This is a genomic window from Streptomyces sp. NPDC090032, from assembly GCF_044748025.1.
Lineage (GTDB): Bacteria > Actinomycetota > Actinomycetes > Streptomycetales > Streptomycetaceae > Streptomyces.
The window spans coordinates 168,796-191,068 of sequence record NZ_JBIVFF010000004.1 but is presented as its reverse complement, the minus strand read 5'-3'; the positions used below and the strand labels follow the sequence as shown (position 1 = coordinate 191,068).

At 69.3% G+C, this 22,273-nt stretch carries 23 protein-coding genes, 1 pseudogene and 1 riboswitch; of the genes and pseudogenes, 7 read left to right on the top strand and 17 right to left on the bottom strand.

Annotated features, from left to right (window positions below; genetic code table 11):
• Positions 1-106: 106 nt before the first annotated feature.
• From ACIPWY_RS10780 to ACIPWY_RS10765, 4 genes are all read right to left on the bottom strand, one after another.
• Positions 107-871: a DUF3883 domain-containing protein gene (locus ACIPWY_RS10780; RefSeq protein ID WP_362906154.1), complete on the bottom strand. Its 765-nt coding sequence runs from the start codon at positions 869-871 to the stop codon at positions 107-109.
• On the bottom strand, positions 855-2,684 hold the full coding sequence (locus ACIPWY_RS10775; protein WP_401532798.1) for a DEAD/DEAH box helicase: 1,830 nt from the start codon (positions 2,682-2,684) through the stop codon (positions 855-857). Before ACIPWY_RS10775 ends, ACIPWY_RS10780 begins: the two co-directional genes overlap by 17 nt.
• Entirely contained in the window at positions 2,681-4,087 is a 1,407-nt protein-coding gene (locus tag ACIPWY_RS10770; protein ID WP_362906158.1) for a transcriptional regulator, read from the bottom strand. The genes ACIPWY_RS10775 and ACIPWY_RS10770 overlap by 4 nt, the downstream gene beginning before the upstream one ends.
• Positions 4,088-4,157: 70 nt before the next feature.
• Positions 4,158-4,844, bottom strand: a complete 687-nt coding sequence (locus tag ACIPWY_RS10765) for a hypothetical protein (RefSeq protein WP_362906160.1) — start codon at positions 4,842-4,844, stop codon at positions 4,158-4,160.
• A gap of 233 nt (positions 4,845-5,077) precedes the next feature.
• On the opposite strand from ACIPWY_RS10765, the gene ACIPWY_RS10760 reads away from it, so the two are divergent.
• Positions 5,078-5,824, top strand: a complete 747-nt coding sequence (locus ACIPWY_RS10760; RefSeq protein ID WP_351986551.1) for a helix-turn-helix transcriptional regulator — start codon at positions 5,078-5,080, stop codon at positions 5,822-5,824.
• A gap of 125 nt (positions 5,825-5,949) precedes the next feature.
• Here the strand turns inward: ACIPWY_RS10760 and ACIPWY_RS10755 are convergent.
• The 3 genes and pseudogenes from ACIPWY_RS10755 to ACIPWY_RS10745 all read right to left on the bottom strand — a co-directional run.
• A pseudogene (locus ACIPWY_RS10755) lies at positions 5,950-6,385 on the bottom strand (Scr1 family TA system antitoxin-like transcriptional regulator); the annotation flags it as partial.
• A 32-nt stretch (positions 6,386-6,417) separates the two neighbouring features.
• Entirely contained in the window at positions 6,418-6,639 is a 222-nt protein-coding gene (locus ACIPWY_RS10750; protein ID WP_362906162.1) for a DUF397 domain-containing protein, read from the bottom strand.
• Positions 6,632-7,426, bottom strand: coding sequence for a helix-turn-helix domain-containing protein (locus tag ACIPWY_RS10745; protein ID WP_401532795.1), 795 nt, complete (start codon positions 7,424-7,426; stop codon positions 6,632-6,634). The genes ACIPWY_RS10750 and ACIPWY_RS10745 overlap by 8 nt, the downstream gene beginning before the upstream one ends.
• A 195-nt stretch (positions 7,427-7,621) precedes the next feature.
• Between ACIPWY_RS10745 and ACIPWY_RS10740 the strand changes: the two genes are divergently transcribed.
• Positions 7,622-7,933, top strand: a complete 312-nt coding sequence (locus tag ACIPWY_RS10740; protein WP_401532793.1) for a hypothetical protein — start codon at positions 7,622-7,624, stop codon at positions 7,931-7,933.
• Positions 7,934-7,959: 26 nt separating this feature from the next.
• Positions 7,960-8,298: a hypothetical protein gene (locus ACIPWY_RS10735; protein ID WP_401532791.1), complete on the top strand. Its 339-nt coding sequence runs from the start codon at positions 7,960-7,962 to the stop codon at positions 8,296-8,298.
• Positions 8,299-8,417: 119 nt separating this feature from the next.
• Here ACIPWY_RS10735 and ACIPWY_RS10730 read toward each other — a convergent pair whose 3' ends face one another.
• Positions 8,418-8,825 (bottom strand): DUF4440 domain-containing protein, encoded by a 408-nt coding sequence (locus ACIPWY_RS10730; protein WP_393704537.1) that lies wholly within the window; start codon positions 8,823-8,825, stop codon positions 8,418-8,420.
• 153 nt (positions 8,826-8,978) lie between these two features.
• Here ACIPWY_RS10730 and ACIPWY_RS10725 point away from each other — a divergent pair, with 153 nt between their 5' ends.
• Entirely contained in the window at positions 8,979-9,284 is a 306-nt protein-coding gene (locus tag ACIPWY_RS10725) for a hypothetical protein (RefSeq protein WP_401532789.1), read from the top strand.
• A gap of 26 nt (positions 9,285-9,310) precedes the next feature.
• Here ACIPWY_RS10725 and ACIPWY_RS10720 read toward each other — a convergent pair whose 3' ends face one another.
• From ACIPWY_RS10720 to ACIPWY_RS10710, 3 genes are all read right to left on the bottom strand, one after another.
• The gene (locus ACIPWY_RS10720; RefSeq protein WP_393704539.1) at positions 9,311-9,673 is read right to left on the bottom strand and encodes a VOC family protein; all 363 of its coding nucleotides are present in this window, start codon (positions 9,671-9,673) and stop codon (positions 9,311-9,313) included.
• Between the two features lie 55 nt (positions 9,674-9,728).
• A complete protein-coding gene (locus ACIPWY_RS10715; protein ID WP_401532786.1) occupies positions 9,729-10,175 on the bottom strand; it encodes a hypothetical protein in 447 nt (148 codons plus the stop codon).
• Between the two features lie 155 nt (positions 10,176-10,330).
• Positions 10,331-11,380, bottom strand: a complete 1,050-nt coding sequence (locus ACIPWY_RS10710) for a GlxA family transcriptional regulator (protein ID WP_401532784.1) — start codon at positions 11,378-11,380, stop codon at positions 10,331-10,333.
• A gap of 71 nt (positions 11,381-11,451) precedes the next feature.
• Here ACIPWY_RS10710 and ACIPWY_RS10705 point away from each other — a divergent pair, with 71 nt between their 5' ends.
• Entirely contained in the window at positions 11,452-12,825 is a 1,374-nt protein-coding gene (locus ACIPWY_RS10705) for an MFS transporter (RefSeq protein ID WP_401532782.1), read from the top strand.
• On the opposite strand, the gene ACIPWY_RS10700 is transcribed toward ACIPWY_RS10705, so the two are convergent.
• Positions 12,795-14,123 carry a DUF445 domain-containing protein gene (locus ACIPWY_RS10700; RefSeq protein ID WP_362906427.1) on the bottom strand — a complete coding sequence of 443 codons (1,329 nt, stop codon included), beginning with the start codon at positions 14,121-14,123 and terminating at the stop codon, positions 12,795-12,797. The two genes, ACIPWY_RS10705 and ACIPWY_RS10700, sit on opposite strands and share 31 nt — an antisense overlap.
• Before the next feature lie 299 nt (positions 14,124-14,422).
• On the opposite strand from ACIPWY_RS10700, the gene ACIPWY_RS10695 reads away from it, so the two are divergent.
• Positions 14,423-15,745 (top strand): SGNH/GDSL hydrolase family protein, encoded by a 1,323-nt coding sequence (locus ACIPWY_RS10695; RefSeq protein ID WP_362906178.1) that lies wholly within the window; start codon positions 14,423-14,425, stop codon positions 15,743-15,745.
• A gap of 56 nt (positions 15,746-15,801) precedes the next feature.
• On the opposite strand, the gene ACIPWY_RS10690 is transcribed toward ACIPWY_RS10695, so the two are convergent.
• The 4 genes from ACIPWY_RS10690 to ACIPWY_RS10675 are packed head-to-tail and all read right to left on the bottom strand — an operon-like array spanning position 15,802 to position 19,258.
• Entirely contained in the window at positions 15,802-16,635 is an 834-nt protein-coding gene (locus tag ACIPWY_RS10690; protein WP_362906180.1) for a DUF1707 domain-containing protein, read from the bottom strand.
• Between the two features lie 9 nt (positions 16,636-16,644).
• The gene (locus ACIPWY_RS10685) at positions 16,645-17,634 is read right to left on the bottom strand and encodes an ABC transporter ATP-binding protein (RefSeq protein WP_362906182.1); all 990 of its coding nucleotides are present in this window, start codon (positions 17,632-17,634) and stop codon (positions 16,645-16,647) included.
• 6 nt (positions 17,635-17,640) lie between these two features.
• On the bottom strand, positions 17,641-18,405 hold the full coding sequence (locus tag ACIPWY_RS10680) for an ABC transporter permease (RefSeq protein ID WP_401533069.1): 765 nt from the start codon (positions 18,403-18,405) through the stop codon (positions 17,641-17,643).
• A 40-nt stretch (positions 18,406-18,445) separates the two neighbouring features.
• Positions 18,446-19,258: an ABC transporter permease gene (locus ACIPWY_RS10675; protein WP_401533067.1), complete on the bottom strand. Its 813-nt coding sequence runs from the start codon at positions 19,256-19,258 to the stop codon at positions 18,446-18,448.
• 207 nt (positions 19,259-19,465) lie between these two features.
• Between ACIPWY_RS10675 and ACIPWY_RS10670 the strand changes: the two genes are divergently transcribed.
• Positions 19,466-21,751: a transglycosylase domain-containing protein gene (locus tag ACIPWY_RS10670; protein ID WP_362906184.1), complete on the top strand. Its 2,286-nt coding sequence runs from the start codon at positions 19,466-19,468 to the stop codon at positions 21,749-21,751.
• Between the two features lie 63 nt (positions 21,752-21,814).
• Here the strand turns inward: ACIPWY_RS10670 and ACIPWY_RS10665 are convergent, their stop codons facing one another.
• Positions 21,815-22,135: a DMT family transporter gene (locus ACIPWY_RS10665; protein WP_383885484.1), complete on the bottom strand. Its 321-nt coding sequence runs from the start codon at positions 22,133-22,135 to the stop codon at positions 21,815-21,817.
• 31 nt (positions 22,136-22,166) lie between these two features.
• A riboswitch (guanidine-III (ykkC-III) riboswitch) is annotated at positions 22,167-22,235 on the bottom strand.
• Between the last annotated feature and the right edge of the window lie 38 nt (positions 22,236-22,273).

Here is a 22,273-nt window from a genome sequence, read left to right as displayed (position 1 = left end):
CCCGGCCAGGCAGGAGTCGCGGGACCGGACAACTTCCCCTCCCAGCAGGTCCGTCACACCCACGAGAGCGCTAAGCCGCCCGTTCCGACGGCTCATGCAGGCCGCATCAGCTCAACAGAGCAAGATCCCTCGATCTTCCCCAGACACGGAGGCCAGCCGCTTCCTGCCCGTGGTGGGCGAGCATCCTCTCGGATCCAGCCATGATCCCCGGAGCCATCATCTGCGACGGCACGCGGAAGCACGCCGACTCCCACCGGACGTCTCCGGTGGTATCGGCCGGTGCCGCGGCCCTGAGCCACGCCCTGTCGACGGTCGCAACCTGCCGCACCTGTCCGTCCTCCCCCACCAGCACCGCGACGAGGATCCACAGAGGGTCCATCCGCATAGTCTCGAACTCATTGCGCGAGAGGTAAACGGCCAACTGCCGTGCGTCAGTCGTAGCCTTGCACTCGATATGCAGCCGACGGCCCGCCACGGTCGCGGCGATGTCGTACCCGTAGGAGTCGGATGCGGCCGCGGCGTGGAAGACATCCTGCGCGCCAGACTCCCTGAGCAATTCCAGTAGCGCCCGTTCACCGGATTCGCCCGTGGCCTTTCTGGCCTCAAGGTCTCTCTTGGCCAGCACCCGCGATATCGCTGCTTCCGCATCACTCAAGTCCCTCGCCCGCACGGCCACCGCAGCCGTTCCCTGGGGCGTCACAAGACCGAGGCTGCGGAGCCAGACAAGCCCCTGGTCATACTGGCTGGGCGTGAGGTCCGCGTAGAACGGGCTGTTGCTGAATACGACCCGCAATCGACGGATCTCAGACTCCTGCAGCCTGGTCAGCCAGCGGTACGCCGCCTTGCGGGTGCTCTCAGTTACGTACTGCATTGTCGAGGTAGGCCATCAGTGCCCGTACGTCGCCCATATCCATGCCTGCCGCGATCGAGGGCTCCTCCTGCAGATCAGCAAGCTGCTGGACCGAAGGGTCGTCGAGGATCTTCCCCATGAACTCCAGCTTCTGTTCGAGCCGCAGCGCCACTACCTCGTCGATGGTCTTTTCGGCTGCCAGAACGGTCACCCTGGTCTCCGTGTCCGGAGCGAGCCCCAGACGGTGGATCCGGTCCAAGCTCTGCAGGAAACGCCCCGCCATGAAGTCGCGGTCGACATACACCGCGTCGTGACATTCGTGGTGCAGGCTGATCCCCTCGCCGAGGGTGGCCGGGTTGGAGAGCAGCACCATGCAGTCGGGGTCAGAGCGGAAACGCCGGATCTGTTCCTCGCGGTCCGGAGTGCCCCCGTGGACCACTGCCGGCTCATAGGCCGCGAACAGACGCTCCATGGTTGTCAGGCTCCGCACGAACGTCGTCCAGACCAGGGTCTTTCGGCCGGCCGCGGCGTTCTCAGAGACGATCTTCAGCGCTTCTTTGTACTTCGGTGAGAGCTCGTACGCGGGCAGATCGCGCATCAACGTGAACAGCGAATCGCCAGCCGGCACCTCCAAGGGAGGAACCCGGTAGGCCAGCGGCTCGTAGCGGCTCTCCCCTTCCCCGAGCAAAGCAGGACTCGTCGCGGCCATGAGCAGGCGCAGCATCGCCTTCCCGAGAGCGTCGAAATCGTCCCGCTCCGCTGACGCCCGGGCGGAGTACCGTCCGACCAGGGCGTCATAGATCTCGCGGTGGAGCGACCCGTCCGGAAGCGGCACGTACCGGATCCGTGTCTCGAACGGGGGCAGGCCCAGCTCGTGCTTGGTGGTCCTGGTGAACATCGGCCGGAGCACCTGGCTCGCGTAGGCGAGGTCTCCTCCGTCGACCGCGCTGGTCACGATCCTGCGGCCCTGGCCGGGCCAGACGAAGGAGAGGAGGTTCTCGAGGTCCCTCGCCCCGTTCGGCGCCGGCGTTCCGGTGAGGATCAGGCGACGCCGGCTCAGCGGCCCCAGCGCCATGCAGGCACTCCCGTAAATCCCCCGCGCACCGAGCTTCATCCGGTGTGCCTCATCGAGGATGACCATGGAGGGGGCGGCGCGCAGCCACGACGCGAGCGCGTTGAGAGACTTGTCGAGACGCTCGTAGTTCACGATGAGGATTTCCGCGGACGGGTCCGGCGTACTCCCCATCACCCGGGTGACGGGCGCCTCCTTGAAGCACTCGTCTGCCTCGAACAGCCACGACTCGTAAGCCGACTTGGGACTCACGACGAGCAGGCGTCGGACGTCTCCCCGCTCCTTCATCGCGGCGTACACCGCGAGGCCGACGCGTGTCTTGCCCGCCCCGGGGACACTGAAATTCGCCCCGTGCTGCATAGACAGCAAGTGCGCGATGTCGCGCTGCTGAAAGCTGGTGAGATCGGCCTTCCAACTGACACCCAGCAGGCTCTCAACATCGTCGGCGTCAACGTGCCGCACGGACTCGCCCTGAAGCTGGCGCTCCGCGAAGTCCGAGTCGTCCATGACGCTCTCGACGAGTGCCAGGAGTTCCTGATCCCAGTCGACCCCGTCGTCGGGCCAGTCAGCCAGCGCCTCAATGCCGGCCAGGAAGTCGTCCAGCCCAACCTCGGCCGTAAGCAGGCTGCGCTGGCCCCCCACCGAGAAGCGGGTGGCCAGCGAGGCGAGATCACGCTGGAACTGCTGTGCGGCGCGGAGTACCACCTTGGTCCGGGTGGTGTCGAAGCCGATGGTGAGCGAACGTTCCTCCGCCACGGTCATGCCTGCTCCTCGGTGACCGCGTCGAGCAGCCATGCCACTCCGTCGCCGGGCTCCGCTACGCTGCGCTTCGCCTCACGCGCGAGCTTCTCCAGGGTCGCCTTGAGCTTCAGCACTGAGTCGTCGAGGGTCTCCTCGTCCAGGCTGTTCGACGCGCGGGCGAGGCCGATGTCGAGGATGCACTGCTCGATGTCCTGGCAGGCATCGTTCAGACGGTCAGACGCGGCCTGCTTGCGCTTTCGCACGCGGGCATCCTTGCCAGCCGGCTCCAGAGCGTCCTCGATCGCGGTACGAGCCTGTTCGACGATCCTGGAAGCGACCTCGGATGCTTCCCCGGCACCAGCGCGCTCAAGAGCCTTCGCCTGCAGGACCTGATTGGTAAAGGCCTGCGCCTCGGCATAGGGCTGGGCCGCGGGCCTGACCACACGCGTCATGCCCGGGATACGGCGCTCCTGCGGGGCGGAGACATCCGGCTGGAGAGCCGGCGTAAGGCGGGTTTCCAGGTAGCGCTTCCGGAAGTCCGACTCGATGAGACGGATGTCGGTCTTGGAGAACTTCAGCGAGATCGCGGCGAGGCGGTTCTCCTTCATCAGCTCCGCGAGATCGCGGTTCCTCTTCGACTCCTTCACCCACGCTCGGTAGAGCTCATGAAGCTTTTCCTTGGCGTCCTCGAAATCGAGCAGCTGGAGCTGCGCCGAGCCCGCGCGGGACCGCTGCCGCAGGTCCTCAAGCGTGGCCAGAATCCACAAGTCGGCCTCAACCGTGGCGGCACGCTTGTGGAAAGCCTTCGCGATGTCAGTGACCTGGCGCCCCGAATCGATCTGCTCCTGCATCGCGATGAGCTCGTTGATATACGAGTAGTCGCGCCGTTTGTCCTGCCGGAGCTGCAGCGAGAGCTCGACCGCGTTGATGTCCGCCCACGTGGACGAGGCCGGCAGCACGCCAACGCGGATGTTCGGTACGCCCAGCTCCTTGAGCGCGGCCGCGCGGGTGTTGCCGTTGACCAGAATGCCGTCCCTGGTGATGAGACCGGGCTCGTTCTGCCGGTACTCCTGGAGGCTTTCCTTGAGGTCAGCGAACGCGGGGTCCCTCTTGGACGGGTCGTCCGGCTTGGCCTGCAGGAGGTACTGCAAGTAATCCTGGCTCTCTGAGCTCCACGGATTCTCATCCAGCAGACGGTCCCTCTCGGGACTGAAGCTCCGCTGCGCCCGGATCCGGTGCGTCGCCGGGTTGAAGTAGAGGGCCTCCACCGGCATGTCGATAACCTCGACCACCTTCGGCTGAGTCCGCCATTCAATGGTCAGCGTCTCGCGCAGCCCCTGACCGGCGGCGGCCTCCTTAAGGCGCTGGTCCACGATTTCGCGGTTGTCCGCGGCAAGCGGCGGCGCACCGAAGTCCTTACTCATGATTTCCTCCTGAGAGTTCAGCTACGTACCAGGGGGTGGGGCCGGCCGGCCCCACCCCAAGCGATGGGAACTAGACGTCAGACGTCGTGAGAGCCTCGCGGAACCGCTCGCGAGACTCCGCGGGAAGCGTGCGGTACACCGCCCAGAGCCGCTCCACCTTGCTGAACTCCCTCTGGTCCTTCGCGATCCACCCTGCGAGCACGTTGCGCTCGAAGCTACCAAGCCCCAAAATGCCCACCTCGATCTGCCCCAAGTCCACCTTCTTCGAGCGGCCGCCGATACGACAGCGGTTGCACTCAGCCACCAGCTCGATCTGCTCGCTGCCGTCGGCCCGCACCACCGGCCGGCGCGCGATGTCGATCTGCGCGGTGTCGAAACCGTCTCCGTAGTCCCCGCCCGCCGCGATGCCGCAGGAGCGGCACATGTTGCCGTCCGCGAGCAGAACCTCGCGGCGGCGCGTCTCCGTGATCGTGGAGCCCGACCGGCCGCTGCCCTTACCGGGCTCCCACACCGGCTCGCCGGCCGACACAAAGCGCTGCTCGTGCTGGCCGAGGCTCGGGTCCTGGCGATGCGTGTCGATCTGCCAGCCATGCGAACGCAGGTCACGTACACGGCGGTCCGCCTGCGTCACACCAGGGAACGCCTTAGCTACGTCCGCCTTCGTGAAGGTGTTTCCCTCGCCGATCACTGCGATCAGCCAGAGCGCCGCGCGCTTCATCGTTCCGAGCTCCGGATCGTCCCACGCCGGAAGAGCCATACCGTGCCCCCTTGGATCGGTTGGTCAGAAGACGCACCGGAGGAAGGCGAGTTGAGGCCTCCTCCGGCGGTCCCCTCAACCATGGCGTGGCCACCCAGGGAAATTCCAGTCCCACAAGACTTTCACTGGCGCTCGTAAGTCACATTCGCCCCAGAGCACTTTCCTGAAAGCCCAAACATCGCTCACAATCGGGGACTTACGCTGCTCAGGCGTGCTTCCGAGGAGGGGATGCTGTGGCCAAGAGAACGCAGGGATGGAAGGAGTTCCCGCCCGAGCACTCCGATGAAAGGCGCGCGTTCGCCACCGCCCTGCGACGGGTTAAGGACTGCACCGACCTCACTCAGGAGCAGCTGGCCAAGGAGTGCCAAGTCGCCACGAGCACGCTGAACGGATACCTGAACGGCAGGAACCAGCCAAAGCCTGAGGTGCTTTGCGAGATCTACGCCGCCATACGCCAGGACACTGACCTCGCCGGTATCCGAATTCCGCACTCCCTGGATGAACTCCTGACTCTGCTTTCCGGCCAGCCGGACAGGCCAGGAACGACCCCGGCCAAGCCGGCCGTCCGGATCTCGCGGCGGCGCCACACTGCCGCGTTCGCCCGAAAGCGCCAGCTGCGGGCGCGCAAGCGCGTGCGGGTGCCGGTCCCCCTGCCGGAGGGGGACCGGCACCCGCACGCGAACGAAGACGCGGGCTGGACGGAGCTGGAGACCCTAGTGAATCGCCTGCTGCGACGTCAGACGCAGGACGCCTTCTTCATGATCTGGCAGTCCGCAATGACCCTTCCCGCGGGTGAGATTCCACGCGTCGTCGCATCGTGCCGCTCGGCCGGACTATCCGAAGCCGCCGATGCCGTGATCGCTAACGCCGCACGCCGGGACCTTGACGCCGTGCTCCGGATAGTCGCGAGCTTCCACGAGACCCGTCAGTACGAGGATGCGACGCTGCTGCTCAACTCCGCGATCTCAGCAACATCGTGAGGCCTGCGGCCCTCTGCCCTCAGCGCAGCAGCCCTTTCGAAACCCATGCCGGCAAGCGAATTCGCCCGGCGTGGAACATGCTCTGTCCGTCGGCGTGACCTCGCGCGCTGACACGGCCAGGGCGCTCACGTCCGGCCCTGGTCGAGCACGTCGATGGCACGCGTGATGAGCGCGCGCACGTCAACCCCGCACACGGCCATGCTCCGCGGTTGTTCAAACACCTGCAGGTACAAGGCGATCTCCGCCGGCTCTGTGATGTTGGCCTCTGCCGAGGTGAGTTCGACGGAGACGAGCCAGTCGTCGTGCACGTGGAACGTCTCAATGGGCCAGTGACAGCGGTTCGATGTGTCCGCCGGTATGACGCCGAGCGACACCTGTGACAGTGCTCCCGCCGTGAGCAGGTAGCCGAGCTGGGCGGCCATTGTCTGCTCGTCGCCGATCTGGGCTCGCAGGCCGGCCTCCTCGACGAGCAGGAGGAACCGGCTCCGGGATGATGCGCGACCGCTCGACACGCGCCGCGGCGGCGGCCAGCACGTCGTTCACCGGCACCTGCCGGAAATCGGTGATGGACAGACCCGAGCCGACGCGAGAGGTCAGGGGTGGAGGATTCCGGCCTTGACCGCTATGACGAACGAGGTCCAGCCGGCCGAAGGGAAGACCAGCGCGGGCCCGTTCGGGGTCTTGGAGTCTCGGACGGGGATGCCTGCGGGGTGGTTGTCCAGGACTTCCAGACAGCTGCCGCCCTCACTGCCGCTGTAGGACGACTTCCGCCAGCCGTTCAGTGCGGCGGCGTTCCAGATGATCGGTTCAGTCATGGTGTCCGTAGTCCTTTGCCGTCGCCCGCAGTAGGGCCAGTGACTCCTTGAGCGGCAGTGCGTCGCTCAGCGCAAGATCGTAACGACCTTGCAGCTCCTGGACCATGGCCGGGGAGTCATGCACCTTCCCCATCCGTACCCCCTCGCTGTACGCCACCGGCGGCTGATCGTCGAACCACATCAGTGTCAGCATGCTCTCCAGCAACGGGTGAAACCCCAAGGAGCGCGGTAGTACGTGCACACGGATGCGTCCCGACTCGGCCAGCCTGACGATGTGCATGATCTGCTCGGCCATGACGTCGGGGCCGCCAATAGGTCGGCCCAGCACAGCCTCGTCCAGGAGAGCCCACACTACGGGCGATACCGGATCCTCAAGGATCTTCGCTCGCTCAAGCCGTGTGACAACGAGCCTGTCACATTCCTTTCCCCTCACGGGAGGGTAGGACGGGCTCAAAACCGCACGGGCATACCTTTCCGTCTGGAGAATGCCGGGGACGAAGGAGAGCGCGAACTCCCTGAGCTCAACCGCCTGTTGTTCGAGCGCATGGGCTGACTCGAAGTGCTCAGCCACCGCCCCGTCACTGTCGGGGAGGAAGCTGCTCAACACATTCCCGGTGTTCAGGGCCTTGTCCAGCCTCCGCGCGTCCTCCTTCGACGGCAGCCTTCGCCCCGCCTCGATGTGTGAGATGTGCGAACGCGTCATGACCGCCGCCGTGGCCAGCTCCTGTTGCGTTACGCCCGCCGCCTCGCGCTGCGCCTTCAACCATTCCCCATAGGTGTTTCTCATCGTCAACTCCCGTGCGACAGATGCTTTGTCACGTCCGACCCCCTGGCGAGACTAACCCGGCCCATCTCACTCTGTAAGCGGATCGCTACGCAGCGATGTCCATGCAGGTCGACCTGCCCTCAGGCACGGACGACCCCCGCGGCCGTTCTCGAAACGGCCCGGGGCATGGCCACCGACTTCAGAGGAATTGATGACGTGTTGAACCCTGTCGCCCGCCTCATCGAGGCGCTGCTGCGGCTTGCGTGGCCCGCCTCCGGGCGGCACCGGCACCACGCGGGGGCGCCGCCGAGCCCTGCGCCCGCAGCCCTCACCCCACCTCGCCGTCCCTCCCCACACGCAACGCTCCTCCGCGGTGAAGACTCCCGGCTCGTCCGGCCCTACCTCCTCGCCCACGAGCAACGCGAGCAGGCGAAGCGGCAACGTGCCCGGCGCCGTGCCCTTTGGCTCGCCGTACACGGCGTAGACATCGGCCCGCACCGCATCCACGGCATCAAGGTGGTCGCGTGATCTACCAGGGCCACGACGCCGGAACCATGAGCCGACCCCGCCTCCTCCCCTGGTCCAACGTGGACGGCAACCCCTGCTACCTCCTCGGCGACGGCACAGGCAGCAGCTACCTCTCCCGCGTAGCCGACAACGTCGAGTCCGTTCAGCTCGACATGGCCGAAGAGCTCCTGAACCACGCCGCCGACCTGCTCTGCGACAGCGACAGCGACAGCAAGACCACCTCGCCCCAACTGCGCTTCTTGGCTGCCCGGTTGACTGAGGCGTTGCGTGACGTGCACCGCATCGCCTGTAGCAGGGGCGCCCGCCTCGCCCTGCCAGACGGCGACGACGACGATGACGATGACGACGAGCGCACCGACGACTAGCTATAGACGGACTTGCGTGGCTGATCGTGTCGTTGGGCTGAGCTGGTCGTCGATCGGGCCCTGCGTCCGCATGTCTCGATCGGCGACCAGCTGACGCCCCGTTCCGCGCACAGCGGCCGTCAAGGCTGGTCGTACCAAGTGAACGACGCGATGCGCCAGCCCTCCGGCGTGCGGACGAACTGGATGGACTTCGTGCCGCCGCCCTCGAACGGTTCGCCGTTCATGATGCCGGACTTGCGGTACTCGCCGAAGCGCGCTGCGATGTCCCCCGCGATCTCCGTCCGTTCGGACGTCTCCCACTCGGTGAACTCCACCAGCCGGCCGTCCGACAGCAGCTTCCGGCGCGGCTCGATGAACTCGTCCACCGTGTAGGCCGTGGTCGCCGGGCCGGTGCTCACGATCACGGCGCCCGGGATCGTGAGCCGGCGGATCCGGTCGACGTCCGCCTCCCGTCCGTCCCGGTTGTCGAAGGCGCCGAAGAACTCGGCCGTGATCTCGTCTATCTCGGCCTTGGTGGTGTTGGACATGGCGGGGACCGTAACACCCCATTCGTCGCCACGGCTCACCAATACCGGCCCCAGGAAGGACCCACCTGCCCGCAAGCGCCGCAATCCCGCGCGTTAGCCTCGAATCGGTCCGCGCCCAGACCGGGCCGCACCTGACCGAGAAGCGAGGCAGTGATGGCGAAGGTACCGGCGGCAGCAGTGGCCGCGAGCGGGATTGTCGGCGGGTACGCCGTGGCCCGGTTCACCAAGAAGCGGCAGCTCGGTGGCGTCGTCCTGGGCGCCGCCGGCGTCGCGGCCGGGGCCCAGTGGCGGCAGGCGGCCGGGGGCAGGGTCGCCGCCGTGCTCGGTGGTGCCTATGTCGCCGCCTTCGCCGGGTCGCACCCGCTCGCCAAGAAGCTCGGCGCCTGGCCCGCCGTGTTCACGGTCGCCGGGGGCGTCGCCGCCGCGTCCTGGGCGCTCGCCGACCGCCACGCCGCGTAGGTCAGACTCCTACGACCCCTACGGGGCTACGCGCCCCGGTGCTCCAGTACGTTCACCACTCGCCCCTCCGGGTCCCGTACGAAGAAGCGGCGTACGCCCCACTCCTCGTCGCGGAGGTCGTGGACGATCTCCGCGCCCGACGCACGTACCTGCGCGTAGACCGCGTCCACGTCCTCGACCTCCACGCTGAGGTCCGGGATCACGGGCGCGGTCGCGTCGTGGGTGAGGAAGCTGATCTGGGCCGTCGGGTTGGAAGGGGACGCCAGGGTTGTCACCCAGCCCATGTTCATGACCTCTTCGAAGCCGAGCAGGCCGTAGAAGCCGCTGTTCTCGGCCATCGACTCCTGTGACGGCGTCGTGAGGTTCGGGACGATCCTGCGGATGGTCATCGGGGCTCCCGGGCGGTGGGGTCGTGTCGGGGCGGTGCGTCGGGCGGTACGCGGACTACCGGTCGTCATCCTCGCGGAACGTGCGTCCCACCGCCGCGGCGATGAGCACCGCCGCCGCCATCACGATCGAGAAGAACCACCACACCAGCTGCCACGGGAAGATGCCTTCCGGGTCGGGGTGGGACGCGAAGGACGCGTAGAGGAGCGCGATCGGCGGGGCCGCCACCAGCAGGACCGCGAGGGGGAGGCGGTCGCGGCGGCCGGCGTACGCGCCGAGGGCCAGGAGGGACACGGCGAGGATGGTGACGCCGAGGCTCGTCACCGGGGTGGTCTCGGTGATCGAGCCGGGGGTCTGCGGGCGGTTGCGCAGGTCCCAGGGCATGCACAGGACGTACGCCGCCGTGGACAGGCCCGCGAGGAGCAGACGCGTCAGCCAGCGCTCCGGCCACGGGCTGCGGGGCAGAGGCTTCAGGAGACGTGCTGCTGCGGTTCCGGCTGTCATGAGTACGAGGTTCTGGGAGCTGTCATGAGTACGAGGTTCCGGGAGGGGCCGCGGTGGGCGGCGGAGTACGCATACTCATGTCCGTACCCGCTCGCCGGCCGGCTCCCTCACTCCCCCCTCTCGCTTCCCCCTCTCACCTCCCCTGAACGTCGACCTCACCTCCCCCTGAACGTCGACCTGTACGCCCCCGGCGACACCCCGAGCCCCGCCTGGAAGTGCGCTCTGAGCGACGCGCCCGTGCCGAAGCCCGCCTCCGTCGCGATGCGGTCGACGGTGTGGTCGGTCTGTTCCAGGAGTTCGCGCGCGCGGTCCACCCGGCGCTGGGTCAGCCACTGGATCGGGGTGAGGCCGGTCTCCTCACGGAAGCGGCGGCTGTAGGTGCGCACGGACATGGCGTCGTGCGCGGCCAGTCCGGCGAGGGTGAGGGGCTCGGCGAGGTGGGTCAGGGCCCACGCGCGCGACGCCGACGTGGACGTCAACCCCTCTGATTCCACGGGGCGTTGAATGTACTGCGCCTGCCCGCCCTCCCGGTGCGGCGGCACCACCGTGCGGCGTGCCACCTCCGCCGCGACCGCCGCGCCGTGGTCGCGGCGGATCATGTGGAGGCACAGGTCGATGCCGGCCGCCTCGCCGGCGGAGGTCAACACCCTTCCCTCGTCGACGTAGAGGACGTCCGCGTCCACCGTGACCGCCGGGAACGTCCGCGCGAAGAGGTCCGACGACATCCAGTGCGTCGTCGCGCGCAGGCCGTCCAGGAGTCCCGCCGCGGCGAGGACGAAGGAGCCGGTGCAGATGGAGGCGACGCGGGCCGGTGACGTGCGCAGGGCCGCCGCCAACTCGCCGTCCAGCGCGCCGGGTTGCAATGCCTCGTCCGTCTCGTGCGACGCCGGTACGAGGACGGTGTCCGCCGTCGCCACGGTCGCCAGGCCGTGTTCCGCGTAGATCGGGAAGTCCGCGTCCGTACGGATCCTGCCGGGGCGCGGCGCGCAGGTGACGACGTCGTAGAGCCGCTCGCCCGACACCGATCTCGCCGTGCCGAACAGTTGGTGGACCAGGCCGAGTTCCATCGGCAGGACACCGTCCCTGACGAGGACGGCGACGGTCCGGGGGCCTGACCGGCTGGTCGTACGGCCGGCCGTACAGCGGCTCGTACGGCTGCTTCCGCGCTCCGGGGGCGCGTGCCTTGCGGGCGTCGCGGGCGTCATGGCCAGATTCTTTCAGGTCATGGCCATCTGGCCAGTCGTGGCGGCGGACGCCTCCGTCACAGGGTGAAGTCATGAAGGACTTCCACCCCCGGCCGCATCCCCGGAATCCCGGGTCACCCTGGACCGTCGCCTCGGGCGCCGCGCTCGCCATCGTCACGGCCGGGGCGTTCAGTACGCTCGCCGGTCTGCTCGTGGGGCCGTTGCACGCGGATCTCGGCTGGTCACGGGCGTCCGTCGGGCTCGGCTCGCTCGTGAACATGGTCGTGTACGGGGCGACCGCGCCGTTCGCCGCGGCCCTCATGGACCGGTTCGGGATGCGCCGCGTCGCCGTCGGCGCGCTGTGTCTCGTGGGAGCCGGGGCCGCGCTGACGACGACCATGACCGCGCCCTGGCAGTTCGTCCTGTACTGGGGCGTGCTGGTGGGCCTGGGGACGGGGGCGACGGCCACGACCTTCGCGGCGACCGTCACCGAGCGGTGGTTCGTCGCGCGGCGCGGGCTCGTCACCGGGCTGCTCACGGCGGCGAGCGTGGTGGGGCAGTTCGTGTTCCTGCCCGTGCTGTCGTGGGTGATCGACGCGTACTCGTGGCGGGCCGCCGCCACCGCCCTCGCGTGCGCCGCCACCTGCGCACTGCCCGTGGTGTGGGCCGCCGTGCGCGATCCGCAGAAGGAACCGGGCCGAACGGAAGACGCCGCTCACCCCGCCGGCCGAACCGGAGACAACACGCGCCCCACCGACCGAACCGAAGCCACCGCCCATCCCTCCGACCGAACCGAAGACGCCGCCCGGCGCGCCCTGCGCACCCTCGCCCGCGCCGCCCGCACCGGGCCGTTCTGGCTGCTCGCCGGGACGTTCGCCGTCTGCGGCGCCTCGACGAACGGGGTGATGTGGACGCACTTCGCACCCGCCGCCCACGACCACGGGATGCCGGTCACCGTCGCCGCGTCGCTGCTCTCCCTCATCGGGATCTTCAACGTGGCGGGGACCGTGGGGTCCGGATGGCTGACGGACCGCGCCGATCCGCGCCGGCTTCTCGCCACGTACTACGCCCTGCGCGGCCTCACCCTCCTCGCCCTGCCGCTGCTCCTGACGTCGGCGGTGGACACGCCTCTCGTCGCGTTCACCGTCGTCTTCGGGCTGCTCGACGTCGCGACCGTGCCGCCGACGATCGCGCTGTGCCGCGCGCACTACGGCGCGGACGCCCCGGTCGTGTTCGGCTGGGTGAGCGCCGCGCACCAGGTCGGGGCGGGGGCCGTGGCGTTCGCGGGCGGGGTGGCGCGGGACACTTTCGGCTCGTACGACCCGGTGTGGGTGGGCGCGGGCGCGCTGTGCGCGGGGGCGGCGCTCCTGGCGCTGACGCTGCGGCGGCCGCCAGGCCCGGGCCTCACGCGCCCAGCGCCCGCGAGGCCCGCGCGTCACGCCCCCAGCGCCCGCGACACCGCGTAGATCGCGAGTCCGGCCAGCGAGCCCACCACCGTGCCGTTGATCCGGATGAACTGCAGGTCACGGCCGATGTGTGCCTCGATCTTCTTCGAGGTGTGCTCGGCGTCCCAGCTCGCCACGGTGTCCGTGATGAGGGAGGTGATCTCCTTGCGGTACGTCGTCACGACGTACGTGGCCGCGCCCTCGACCCAGCCGTCGACCTTGTCCTGGAGGCGCGCGTCGCTCGCCATGCGGGAGCCGAGGGAGAGCAGCGAGGCCCGTACGCGCAGCCGCAGTTCGCTGCGCTCGTCCTCCGCCGCCGCGACGATCATGGAGCGCACCGCGGACCAGGCGGAGGCGATCAGGTCCTGGACCTCGGGGCGGGCGATGACCTCGGCCTTCAGGCGCTCGACGCGCGCCCGCGTGTCCGTGTCGGACTGGAGGTCGGAGGCGAAGTCGCCGAGGAAGCGGTCGAGGGCGCCGCGGGCCGGGTGCTCCGGCATGTCGCGCATCTCGGTGGCGAAGCGCACCAGCTCCTTGTAGACGCGGTCGCCGACCTTCCTGTCGACGAAGCGCGGGGTCCAGCCGGGGGCGCCGCCCTGCACCGCGTCCATCACGGAGTCCCCGTGCTGCTCCAGCCAGTCGTGGGCGCGTACGCAGATCAGGTCGACGACGCGCTTGTGGCCGCCGTCGGCGACGACCTTCTCCAGCATCTTGCCGATGCCGGGCGCGACCTCCTGGGCGTTCGCGCGGCGCGTGATGGCCTCGCCGACGACGGCCTGGACGTCCGAGTCGCGCAGCACGGTGAGGGCTCCGCGCAGGGCGGTGGCGAGTTCGGCGGTCACCCGGTCGGCGTGCTCCGGTTCGGCCAGCCAGGTGCCGAGCCGGCCGCCGATGCCGACGGCGCGCAGCCGCTGCCGTACGACGTCGGAGGAGAGGAAGTTCTCCCCGACGAACTCGCCGAGGGAGACGCCCAGCTGGTCCTTTTTGGTGGGGATGATCGCGGTGTGCGGGATGGGCAGGCCGAGGGGGCGTCGGAAGAGGGCGGTGACGGCGAACCAGTCGGCGAGGGCGCCGACCATGCCCGCTTCGGCGGCCGCGGCGACATAGCCCGCCCAGGCGCCTGCGCCGGAGTTCTGACCCCATTTGGCGAGTACGTAGATGACGGCGACGAGGAGGAGCAGGCCGGTGGCGGTGGTCTTCATCCGCCGTACGCCGCGCTGCTTCTCCATGTCGGCGGGGCTGAAGGAGCCGGGCGCTCCGCTGAACGGGGCCGGCCGCGTACCGAATGAGGAGCCGCCCGCGCGGGCATGCTCACTCATGCCCGCTTCGCCCGTTTCCTCCAAGTCCTGCTCGCTGCGCGCGGCAGCCGCGCGCTTCGCGTCCTCCGCTTCGTCCACTCAGCTCACTCCGCCCGTCACAAGTCCGCTCACCCGGCAGTCCCCCGTGTCATCCCTCTCACACATTGTCCCTACCTGACCGACTCCCGGAACGGACGACAAGTTCCCGGCGTCTCAAAAGGCGGAGGGGGGCAGTGTCGGCTTCCTCCAGGCCCATGACGCATCATGGGATCATCACACCGGAGCCTCGGGGCTCCCGCTGCCCGAGGAGACACCCCCGCATGACCAAGCGTCACGGTTATGCCCTGCTGGCCGCGGTCGCGGCCCTGGTCGTCATGATTTCGGCCGCCATATACCTGGGTGTCTCCGGCGCCTACGACGGCTCGAACAGCACCGTCAGCGCCGGCCCCCGGCACCCGCAGAACTCGGCGGCCCCCGCCTCCACCGGCACCTGGTCGGGCAGTTGGTCGGCCTCCCCCGCGGGCGGCGAGCCCGGCACGGAGACCGACGGCCTCGCCGGCCGAACCGTGCGCAACGTCGTGCACACCAGCATCGGCGGCACCAGCGCCCGCATCACGTTCTCCAACCTCTACGGGCAGCAGCCGCTCAGCATCACGCACGCCTCGGTCGCCGTCGCGTCCGCACCCAACAACCCGGCCGCCGCGCCGGGCACTCTGCGCCGCCTCACCTTCGGCGGCAACACCTCGGTCGTCATCCCGGCCGGCTCCCAGGCCATGAGCGACGCCGTGCGGCTGCATGTCCCGCACGACACGGACATGCTCGTCACGAGCTACTCGCCCACCCCGTCGGGCCCGGTCACCTACCACCCGCAGGCCCGCCAGACGTCGTACGTCGCGCAGGGCGACCGCGCGGAGGACGCGACCGGCGCCCCGTTCACACAGCAGACCCCCTACTGGCGTTACGTCACCGCGCTCGATGTGCTGAGCAACGAGTCGGACGGCACCGTCGTCGTGATCGGCGACTCCCTGACCGACGGCGTCACCTCGACCGTGGGCGCCAACCGCCGCTGGACGGACGCCCTCGCCGACCGGCTGCGCGACGAGAACGGCACGGCCCGCTACGGCGTGGTCAACCAGGGAATCAGCGGCAACCGCATCCTGTCCGACGGCCTCGGCCGCCCCGCGAACAACCCGAGCGGCCTCTCCCGCTTCGACCGGGACGTCCTCGACCGCTCCGGCGTCAAAGCCGTCGTGATCGCGCTCGGCATCAACGACATCCTCCGTAACCCGCACCAGAACGACCCCGACAAGATCGTCGAAGGTCTGCGGGAGCTGACCCGGCAGGCGCACACGCGCGGCCTGCGCGTGGTCGGCGCGACGCTCATGCCGTTCCAGGGCCACCGCGGCTACGAGCCCCGCCTCGAAGGCGTGCGCCAGTCCGTGAACGCGCAGATCCGCTCCGGCAAGGTCTTCGACGAGTTCGTCGACTTCGACAAGGCGCTGCGCGACCCGTACAACCCGCGCAAGCTCCAGCCCGGGTACGACTCCGGCGACCACCTGCACCCGAGCGACTCCGGCTTCCGCAGGATGGCGGACACGTTCAACCTGACGACGCTGAAGGGCTCGACCCCGGCCGAGCTGTAGCGCCCGGCCCCGGGGGGCTACGACTGGGGGCTACAGCGGGGGTCTACGGCCAAGGGCTACCGCTCACGCCTCTCGCGGCGCTCCTCCGCCCGCTCCCACTGGCGCTCGCGCCGCTCCTCGTGCCGCGCGTGCCGCAGCTCATGGCGGTCGGCGTGCCGGTCGCGGTGCCCCTCCAGCGCCTCACGGTGCGCGGTCCTGCGCTCCAGCTTGTCCTGCCGGCGCTCCTCCTTGAGGCGAAGGCGCTCCTCACGCGTCACCTTGCGGTCCACGCCGACGCCGCCCATCAGGGCGAACCCCCGGATGATCACCCGCGGGGAACCCGGCGTGCCCCCGCCCGACGCCCGGTCGTCGACGCCGCCCATGAAACCGAAGCCCTTGACCGTGACATCCAGCTCCGGCGGCACCTTGATCTGGATCCCGCCCATGATCGTGAAGCAGTTGATGACCACGTCGCGGGACGCGAACCGCGCCTCCCGCAGATCGATGTCGCCGCCGCCGAACATCGCGAACGCGGTGAACTTCTCGCCCACCGTCCAGCGCCCCTTGCGGCCGAACCCGCCGAAGAGCGCGGCCGCCCACGTGGACGAGGCCTCCCCGCCGATCCGGGCCGGCCAGTCGACGGCGCCCTCGGGCCGCGGCTCCTTCACGAAGCTCACCGGGGTCGCCGGCGCCGCGCCCGCCCCCGGCAGATCGCGCGTGATGGGCGCCAACTCGCCGTACGTACGCGCCTTGTACACGGCCTCAAGACGCTCGTCGAACTCCTCCATGTCCAGGCGGCCCTCGGCGAGGGCGTCCCGCAGGACCTCCGCGACCCGGTCCCGGTCGGCGTCGGAGGCCCGCAGCTCGGGCTGGGCGTTCGGCTCGGGGCGCTCAGGGCGTTCGTCCGTCATGGGGCCAGCCTACGAGGATGCGGGCGTTCCTCCCAGGGATGGTTCCTCCTGGGCGTACATCCGCGCGATCACGGACTCGATGTCCGGCTCCCGCACCGACAGATCGGCCAGCGGATACTGAGCCGCGATCTGCGCGACGAGCGGCGCCGCCGACTGCGCGGCCGGGAACGCCAGCCACTGGCGCGGCCCGTCCACCTTCACCACGCGGGCGAACTGCACGTCCAGCGGCGGCAGTTCACGCTCCAGGTCGACGACGAGGGTCCGCTCGCTCTCCCCCACCTGGTGCAGGCCGTCGAGCTGTCCGTCGTACATCAGGCGCCCGTGGTCGATGACCATGACGCGCTTGCAGAGCTGCTCGATGTCGGTCAGGTCGTGCGTGGTCAGCAGCACCGTCGTGCCGCGCTCCTCGTTCAACTCCCGCAGGAATCCGCGCACTTTGACCTTGGAGACGATGTCGAGCCCGATGGTCGGCTCGTCGAGGTAGAGCACCTCGGGGTCGTGCAGCAGGGCCGCCGCGATGTCGCCGCGCATGCGCTGCCCGAGGGAGAGCTGCCGCACCGGAGTGTCCAACAGGCCGCCGATTTCGAGGAGTTCGACGCAACGGTCGAGGTTCTCCCGGTAGCGGGCGTCCGGGATGCGGTACATGCGGTGCATCAGCCGGTACGAGTCGATCAGCGGCAGGTCCCACCACAGCGTCGTGCGCTGCCCGAACACGACGCCGATCCGCCGCGCGAGCCGCGTCCGCTCGCGGGACGGCTCGATGCCCGCGACGCGCAGCCGGCCGGCGCTGGGCGTGAGGATGCCGGTGAGCATCTTGATCGTGGTGGACTTGCCCGCGCCGTTCGGCCCGATGTAGCCGACCATCTCGCCGCGCGGCACGCTGAAGGTGAGCGAGTCGACGGCCCGCACCTGATGGCGCTCGCGCCGCAGCAGCCCCGTCTTCCTGCGCACGTCGAAGACCTTCTCCACGCCCTCGACCTCGATGAAGTCCTCAGTCATACGTCTTCAGCTCCCGGTGCTGCGGTACGAACGGACACCCGCGCGCCAGGCCAGACCCGCGAGCGCGCAGCTCGCGACGGCCACCAGCGGCGGCGTGAAGGCGAGCCACCAGGGCAGGCCGAGGGGGTAGGCGCGGCCGAGCACGTACAGCCCGGGCAGCCAGTTGACGAAGGCCAGCGGCACGACGAACGTCACGCCGATCACGAAGTCCCTGGCGAACACCGTCGGCGGGTACTGGAGCAGCGTCAGCCCGCCGAACGTGAACGCGCTCTGCGCCTCGGCCGCGTCCTGCGCCCAGAACTGGAACGCCGCCCCGGCCACGTACACCGCGCCGAAGATCGCCGCGCCGCTCAGCAGCATCACCGGCAGCAGGAGCAGTCTCGTGGCCGTCCAGTCGATGTCGAGGCGCGCCAGGGACCAGCCGAGGACCAGGGCGCCCTGGAGGAACCGGCCGAGGCGGCGCAGGCCGAAGCGGTCCGCGGCGACCTGGACGAGCACCGGGGCGGGGCGCACCAGGAACGCGTCGAGCGAGCCGTCGCGCACCCGCAGCCCGAGATCGTCGACGCTGCCGAACAGGAGGGCGGTGATCCCGAAGGAGACGGACGCGGTCCCGTACAGGAAGGCGGTCTCCGCGAAGCTGTAGCCGCCGAGCGAGGTGGCCTGCGAGAACATCATCCAGATCACGACGAAATCGAGCGCCGTGACCAGGAAGTTGGTGAGGATCGCGGCCGCGAACGACGTGCGGTAGACCAGGGTGGAGCGGATCCACATCGCGGCGATCAGCCCGTAGACGCGTACGCCGCCGCCGGCGTCAGCCACCTTGAAGCACCACCTTGCGTGTCGCGGAGGACTGGAGGAGACGGCCCGCCGCGAGCAGGACGACCGCCCACCCGGCCTGGAAGGCGTACGCGGAAAGGACCTCGGCCGCGCCGGAGCGGGCGCCGAGGAGGATGTCGGCCGGCATCTGGAGGAGCGACGCCCACGGCAGCACCCGCGCGATGTCACCGAGCGCGCCCGGCATCGCGTTCAGCGGCAGCAGCAGACCCGTGAAGAACATCCCCACCAGACCGCCGAACTGCAGCACGCCCGACCCGTCGAGCAGCCAGAACGCGCTCAGCGCCAGCACATAGCGGATCGCGAAGCTCACCACCACGGCCAGCGCCACCGCCACCAGGAACTCCAGCCACACCACCGGATCACCCGGCAGCGCGAGCGGAAAGGCGAGCGCTCCCACCGTCAGCGGCACCACGCCCCGGCTGGCCAGCTGGAACATGGCCCGCCCCAAGTCCCCCGCCAGCCACCACAGTTGGAGGTCTACGGGCCGGTACAGGTCCACGGCGATGTCGCCGCTGCGGATCCGCGCCACCATGTCGACGGCGAAGCCCGTGTTGAACATCGACAGGGCCTGCGCGAGCGCCTGCCCGATCCACACGTACGTCAGCGCCTGCGCCTGGTCGTACCCGCCGAGCCCCGGCCGCTCGTCCCACAGCGCCATGTACGTGTACGCCACGATGAACCCGAAGACGGTGTTCGTGAACACGCCCGCCGCGGTGGCCGACCGGTACGTCGCGAAGCGCCGGAACCCGCCGGCGGCCACGGCCGCGTACAGCCGGAAAGATCCCACGGACAAGCGCCCGCTCCCGTCTTCCGTTCCGGACCAAAGCGCAGGAGCCTAGCGGGAGCGGGGTGTACCGTGCCACGCATTTTCGGCCCCCTCGACGCGTGCCACACCCCGGCCGCACCACCCATCGATGCCAGAGTGTCCGGCAGGGCGAAAAGTGCCGTACGAGGCGTACGTGACGTACGGAGCGAAACAGGAGTTCCACAGGGCATGAGCGACGAGCCGCAGCAGCCGAAGGCCGCACAGTCCGGGAACACCGGGAAGGCCGGAGAGGCCGGGAAGCCCGCGAAACGCAAACGCCCCCCGCGCACGGGCCTGCGCCGCCTGATCCCCACCTGGCGCACGGTCCTCGGCACGATCCTCGGCTTGCTGCTCCTGTGCATCGGCCTGTTCGCCCTCGGCTACGTCCTCGTCAAGATCCCGCCCGCCAACGCGACCGCCACCGCGCAGAGCAACGTCTACCTGTACGCCGACGGCAGCCAGCTCGCCCGCGACGGCGAGATCAACCGCGAGAACGTCTCCCTCTCCCAGATCCCGAGGACCGTCCAGCACGGCGTACTCGCCGCCGAGGACCGCGACTTCTACAGCGAGTCCGCCATCGACCCCAAGGCGATGGTCCGCGCCGCCTGGAACACCGTCACCGGCAAGGGCAAACAGTCCGGCTCGACGATCACCCAGCAGTACGTGAAGAACTACTACCTGGGCCAGGAACAGACCATCAGCCGCAAGGTGAAGGAGTTCTTCATCTCGATCAAGCTGGACCGCGAGGAGAGCAAGGACGCCATCCTCGAGGGCTACCTCAACACCAGCTACTTCGGGCGCAACGCCTACGGCATCCAGGCCGCCGCCCAGGCCTACTACGGCGTCGACGTCGAGGACCTGACCACCGCTCAGGGCGCCTACCTCGCCGCCCTCCTCAACGCCCCCAGCTCGTACGACGTCATCGCCCACCCGGAGAACAAGCCGCAGGCCGTCGCCCGCTGGAACTACGTCCTCGACGGCATGGTCAAGGAGCAGTGGCTCAGCCCGGCCGACCGCCGGAAGATGACGTTCCCCATGCCCGACGACGCCAAGGGCCCCGCCGGGATGTCCGGCCAGCGCGGCTACCTCGTCCAGGCCGTCAAGGACTACCTCACGGACAACGACATCATCGACGAGGACACCCTGGCCGTCGGCGGCTACCGCATCACCACCACACTCCAGAAGAAGAAACAGGACGCCTTCGTCAAGGCCGTCGACGACCGGCTGATGTCCAAGGTCGACAAGGAGAACCGCCCGGCCGACCGCAACGTCCGCGCAGGCGGCGCCGCCATCGACCCCGCGACCGGCCAGGTCCTCGCGATGTACGGCGGCATCGACTACACGAAGCAGTACGTCAACAACGCCACGCGCCGCGACTACCAAGTCGGCTCCACGTTCAAGCCGTTCGTCCTCACCTCGGCCGTGGAGAACGCCTCCACCACCCAGGACGGCCGCACCATCACCCCGAACACCGTCTACGACGGCACCAACGCCCGCCCCGTACAAGGCTGGAGCGGCGGCTACTACGCCCCCGAGAACGAGGACAAGGTCGACTACGGCCCCATCACCGTCCGCGCCGCCACCGACAAGTCCGTCAACGCGGTCTACGCGCAGATGGCCGTCGACGTCGGCTCCGACAAGGTCAAGCAGACCGCGATCGCCCTCGGCCTCCCCAAGAACACCCCCGACCTGACCGAGTCCCCCTCGATCGCTCTCGGCCCGGCCACGGCCAGCGTCCTCGACATGACCGAGGCGTACGCCACCCTCGCCAACCACGGCAGGCGCGCCACGTACACCCTCGTCGCCGAGGTCACCAAGGACGGCGAGAGCGTCGACCTGCCCGAGCAGACCACCAGGCGCGCCGTCACGCGCGAGTCCGCCGACACGACGACATCCGTCCTGCAGAGCGTCGTCGAGGGCGGCACCGGCACCGCCGCCCTCGCCGCGGACCGGCCCGCCGCGGGCAAGACCGGCACCGCGGAGGAGGACACGGCGGCCTGGTTCGCGGGCTACACGCCCGACCTCGCCACCGTCGTCGCCGTCATGGGCCAGAACCCCGACACCGGCGCCCACACCCCGCTGTACGGGGCGCTCGGCCTGTCAAGGATCAACGGCGGCGGCTTCCCGGCGCAGATCTGGGCCCAGTTCACCAAGGCGGCGCTCGAGGGCAGCCCGGCCAAAGACTTCGACCTGGAACTGGAGGCCGGCGCCGAACAGCCCGAGATCCCGTCGGCCGCACCGGACGAACCGTCCACCGAACCGTCGTCAGGCGAGCCCTCCGACGAAACCTCGTCCGAACCGCCGTCGTCCGGCCCCCCGACCGCACCGTCCACACCGGCGGAGCCCACCCCCGCGACGCCGTCGGAGGAACCGAACCCGCCCTCAGGGCCGGTGAACGAACTGTTCGGCGACTCGGACTACCCCGACCGCGACTCGGACCCCGGCCGCGACTCCGACTCCTACCCCGGGGAGTGACCGGGCCGACCGGGCCGACTGGGCCGACTGGGCCGACTGGGCCGACTGGGCCGACGACAAGGCCTAGTGGCCCGACGTCGCCTTCAGACCCACGATGGCCACGAGCAGCAGCACGATGAAGAAGATCCGCGCCGCCGTCGCCGGCTCCCCGAGCGCCAGCATGCCGACGACGGCCGCACCGGCCGCACCGATGCCCACCCACACGCCGTAGGCCGTACCGATCGGCAGGGACTTCGCGGCGTAGGAGAGCAGCACCATGCTGGCGACGATGCCCGCGCCGGTGAACACGCTCGGCCACAGGCGGGTGAACCCGTCCGTGAACTTCATGCCGATCGACCAGCCGACCTCGAGAAATCCGGCGATCACGATAAGAACCCAGGCCATGACAGGCACCTCCGTCAGTTGGATCAACAGGGGTGCGTCGTCTTTGCGATACCCGGTACGGCGCGTCTCGTCGGGGTCCCTCAAAGGTAGCAAAGAACACGCAAAAGGGCTGGTGACAACGGTCACCAGCCCTTGAAC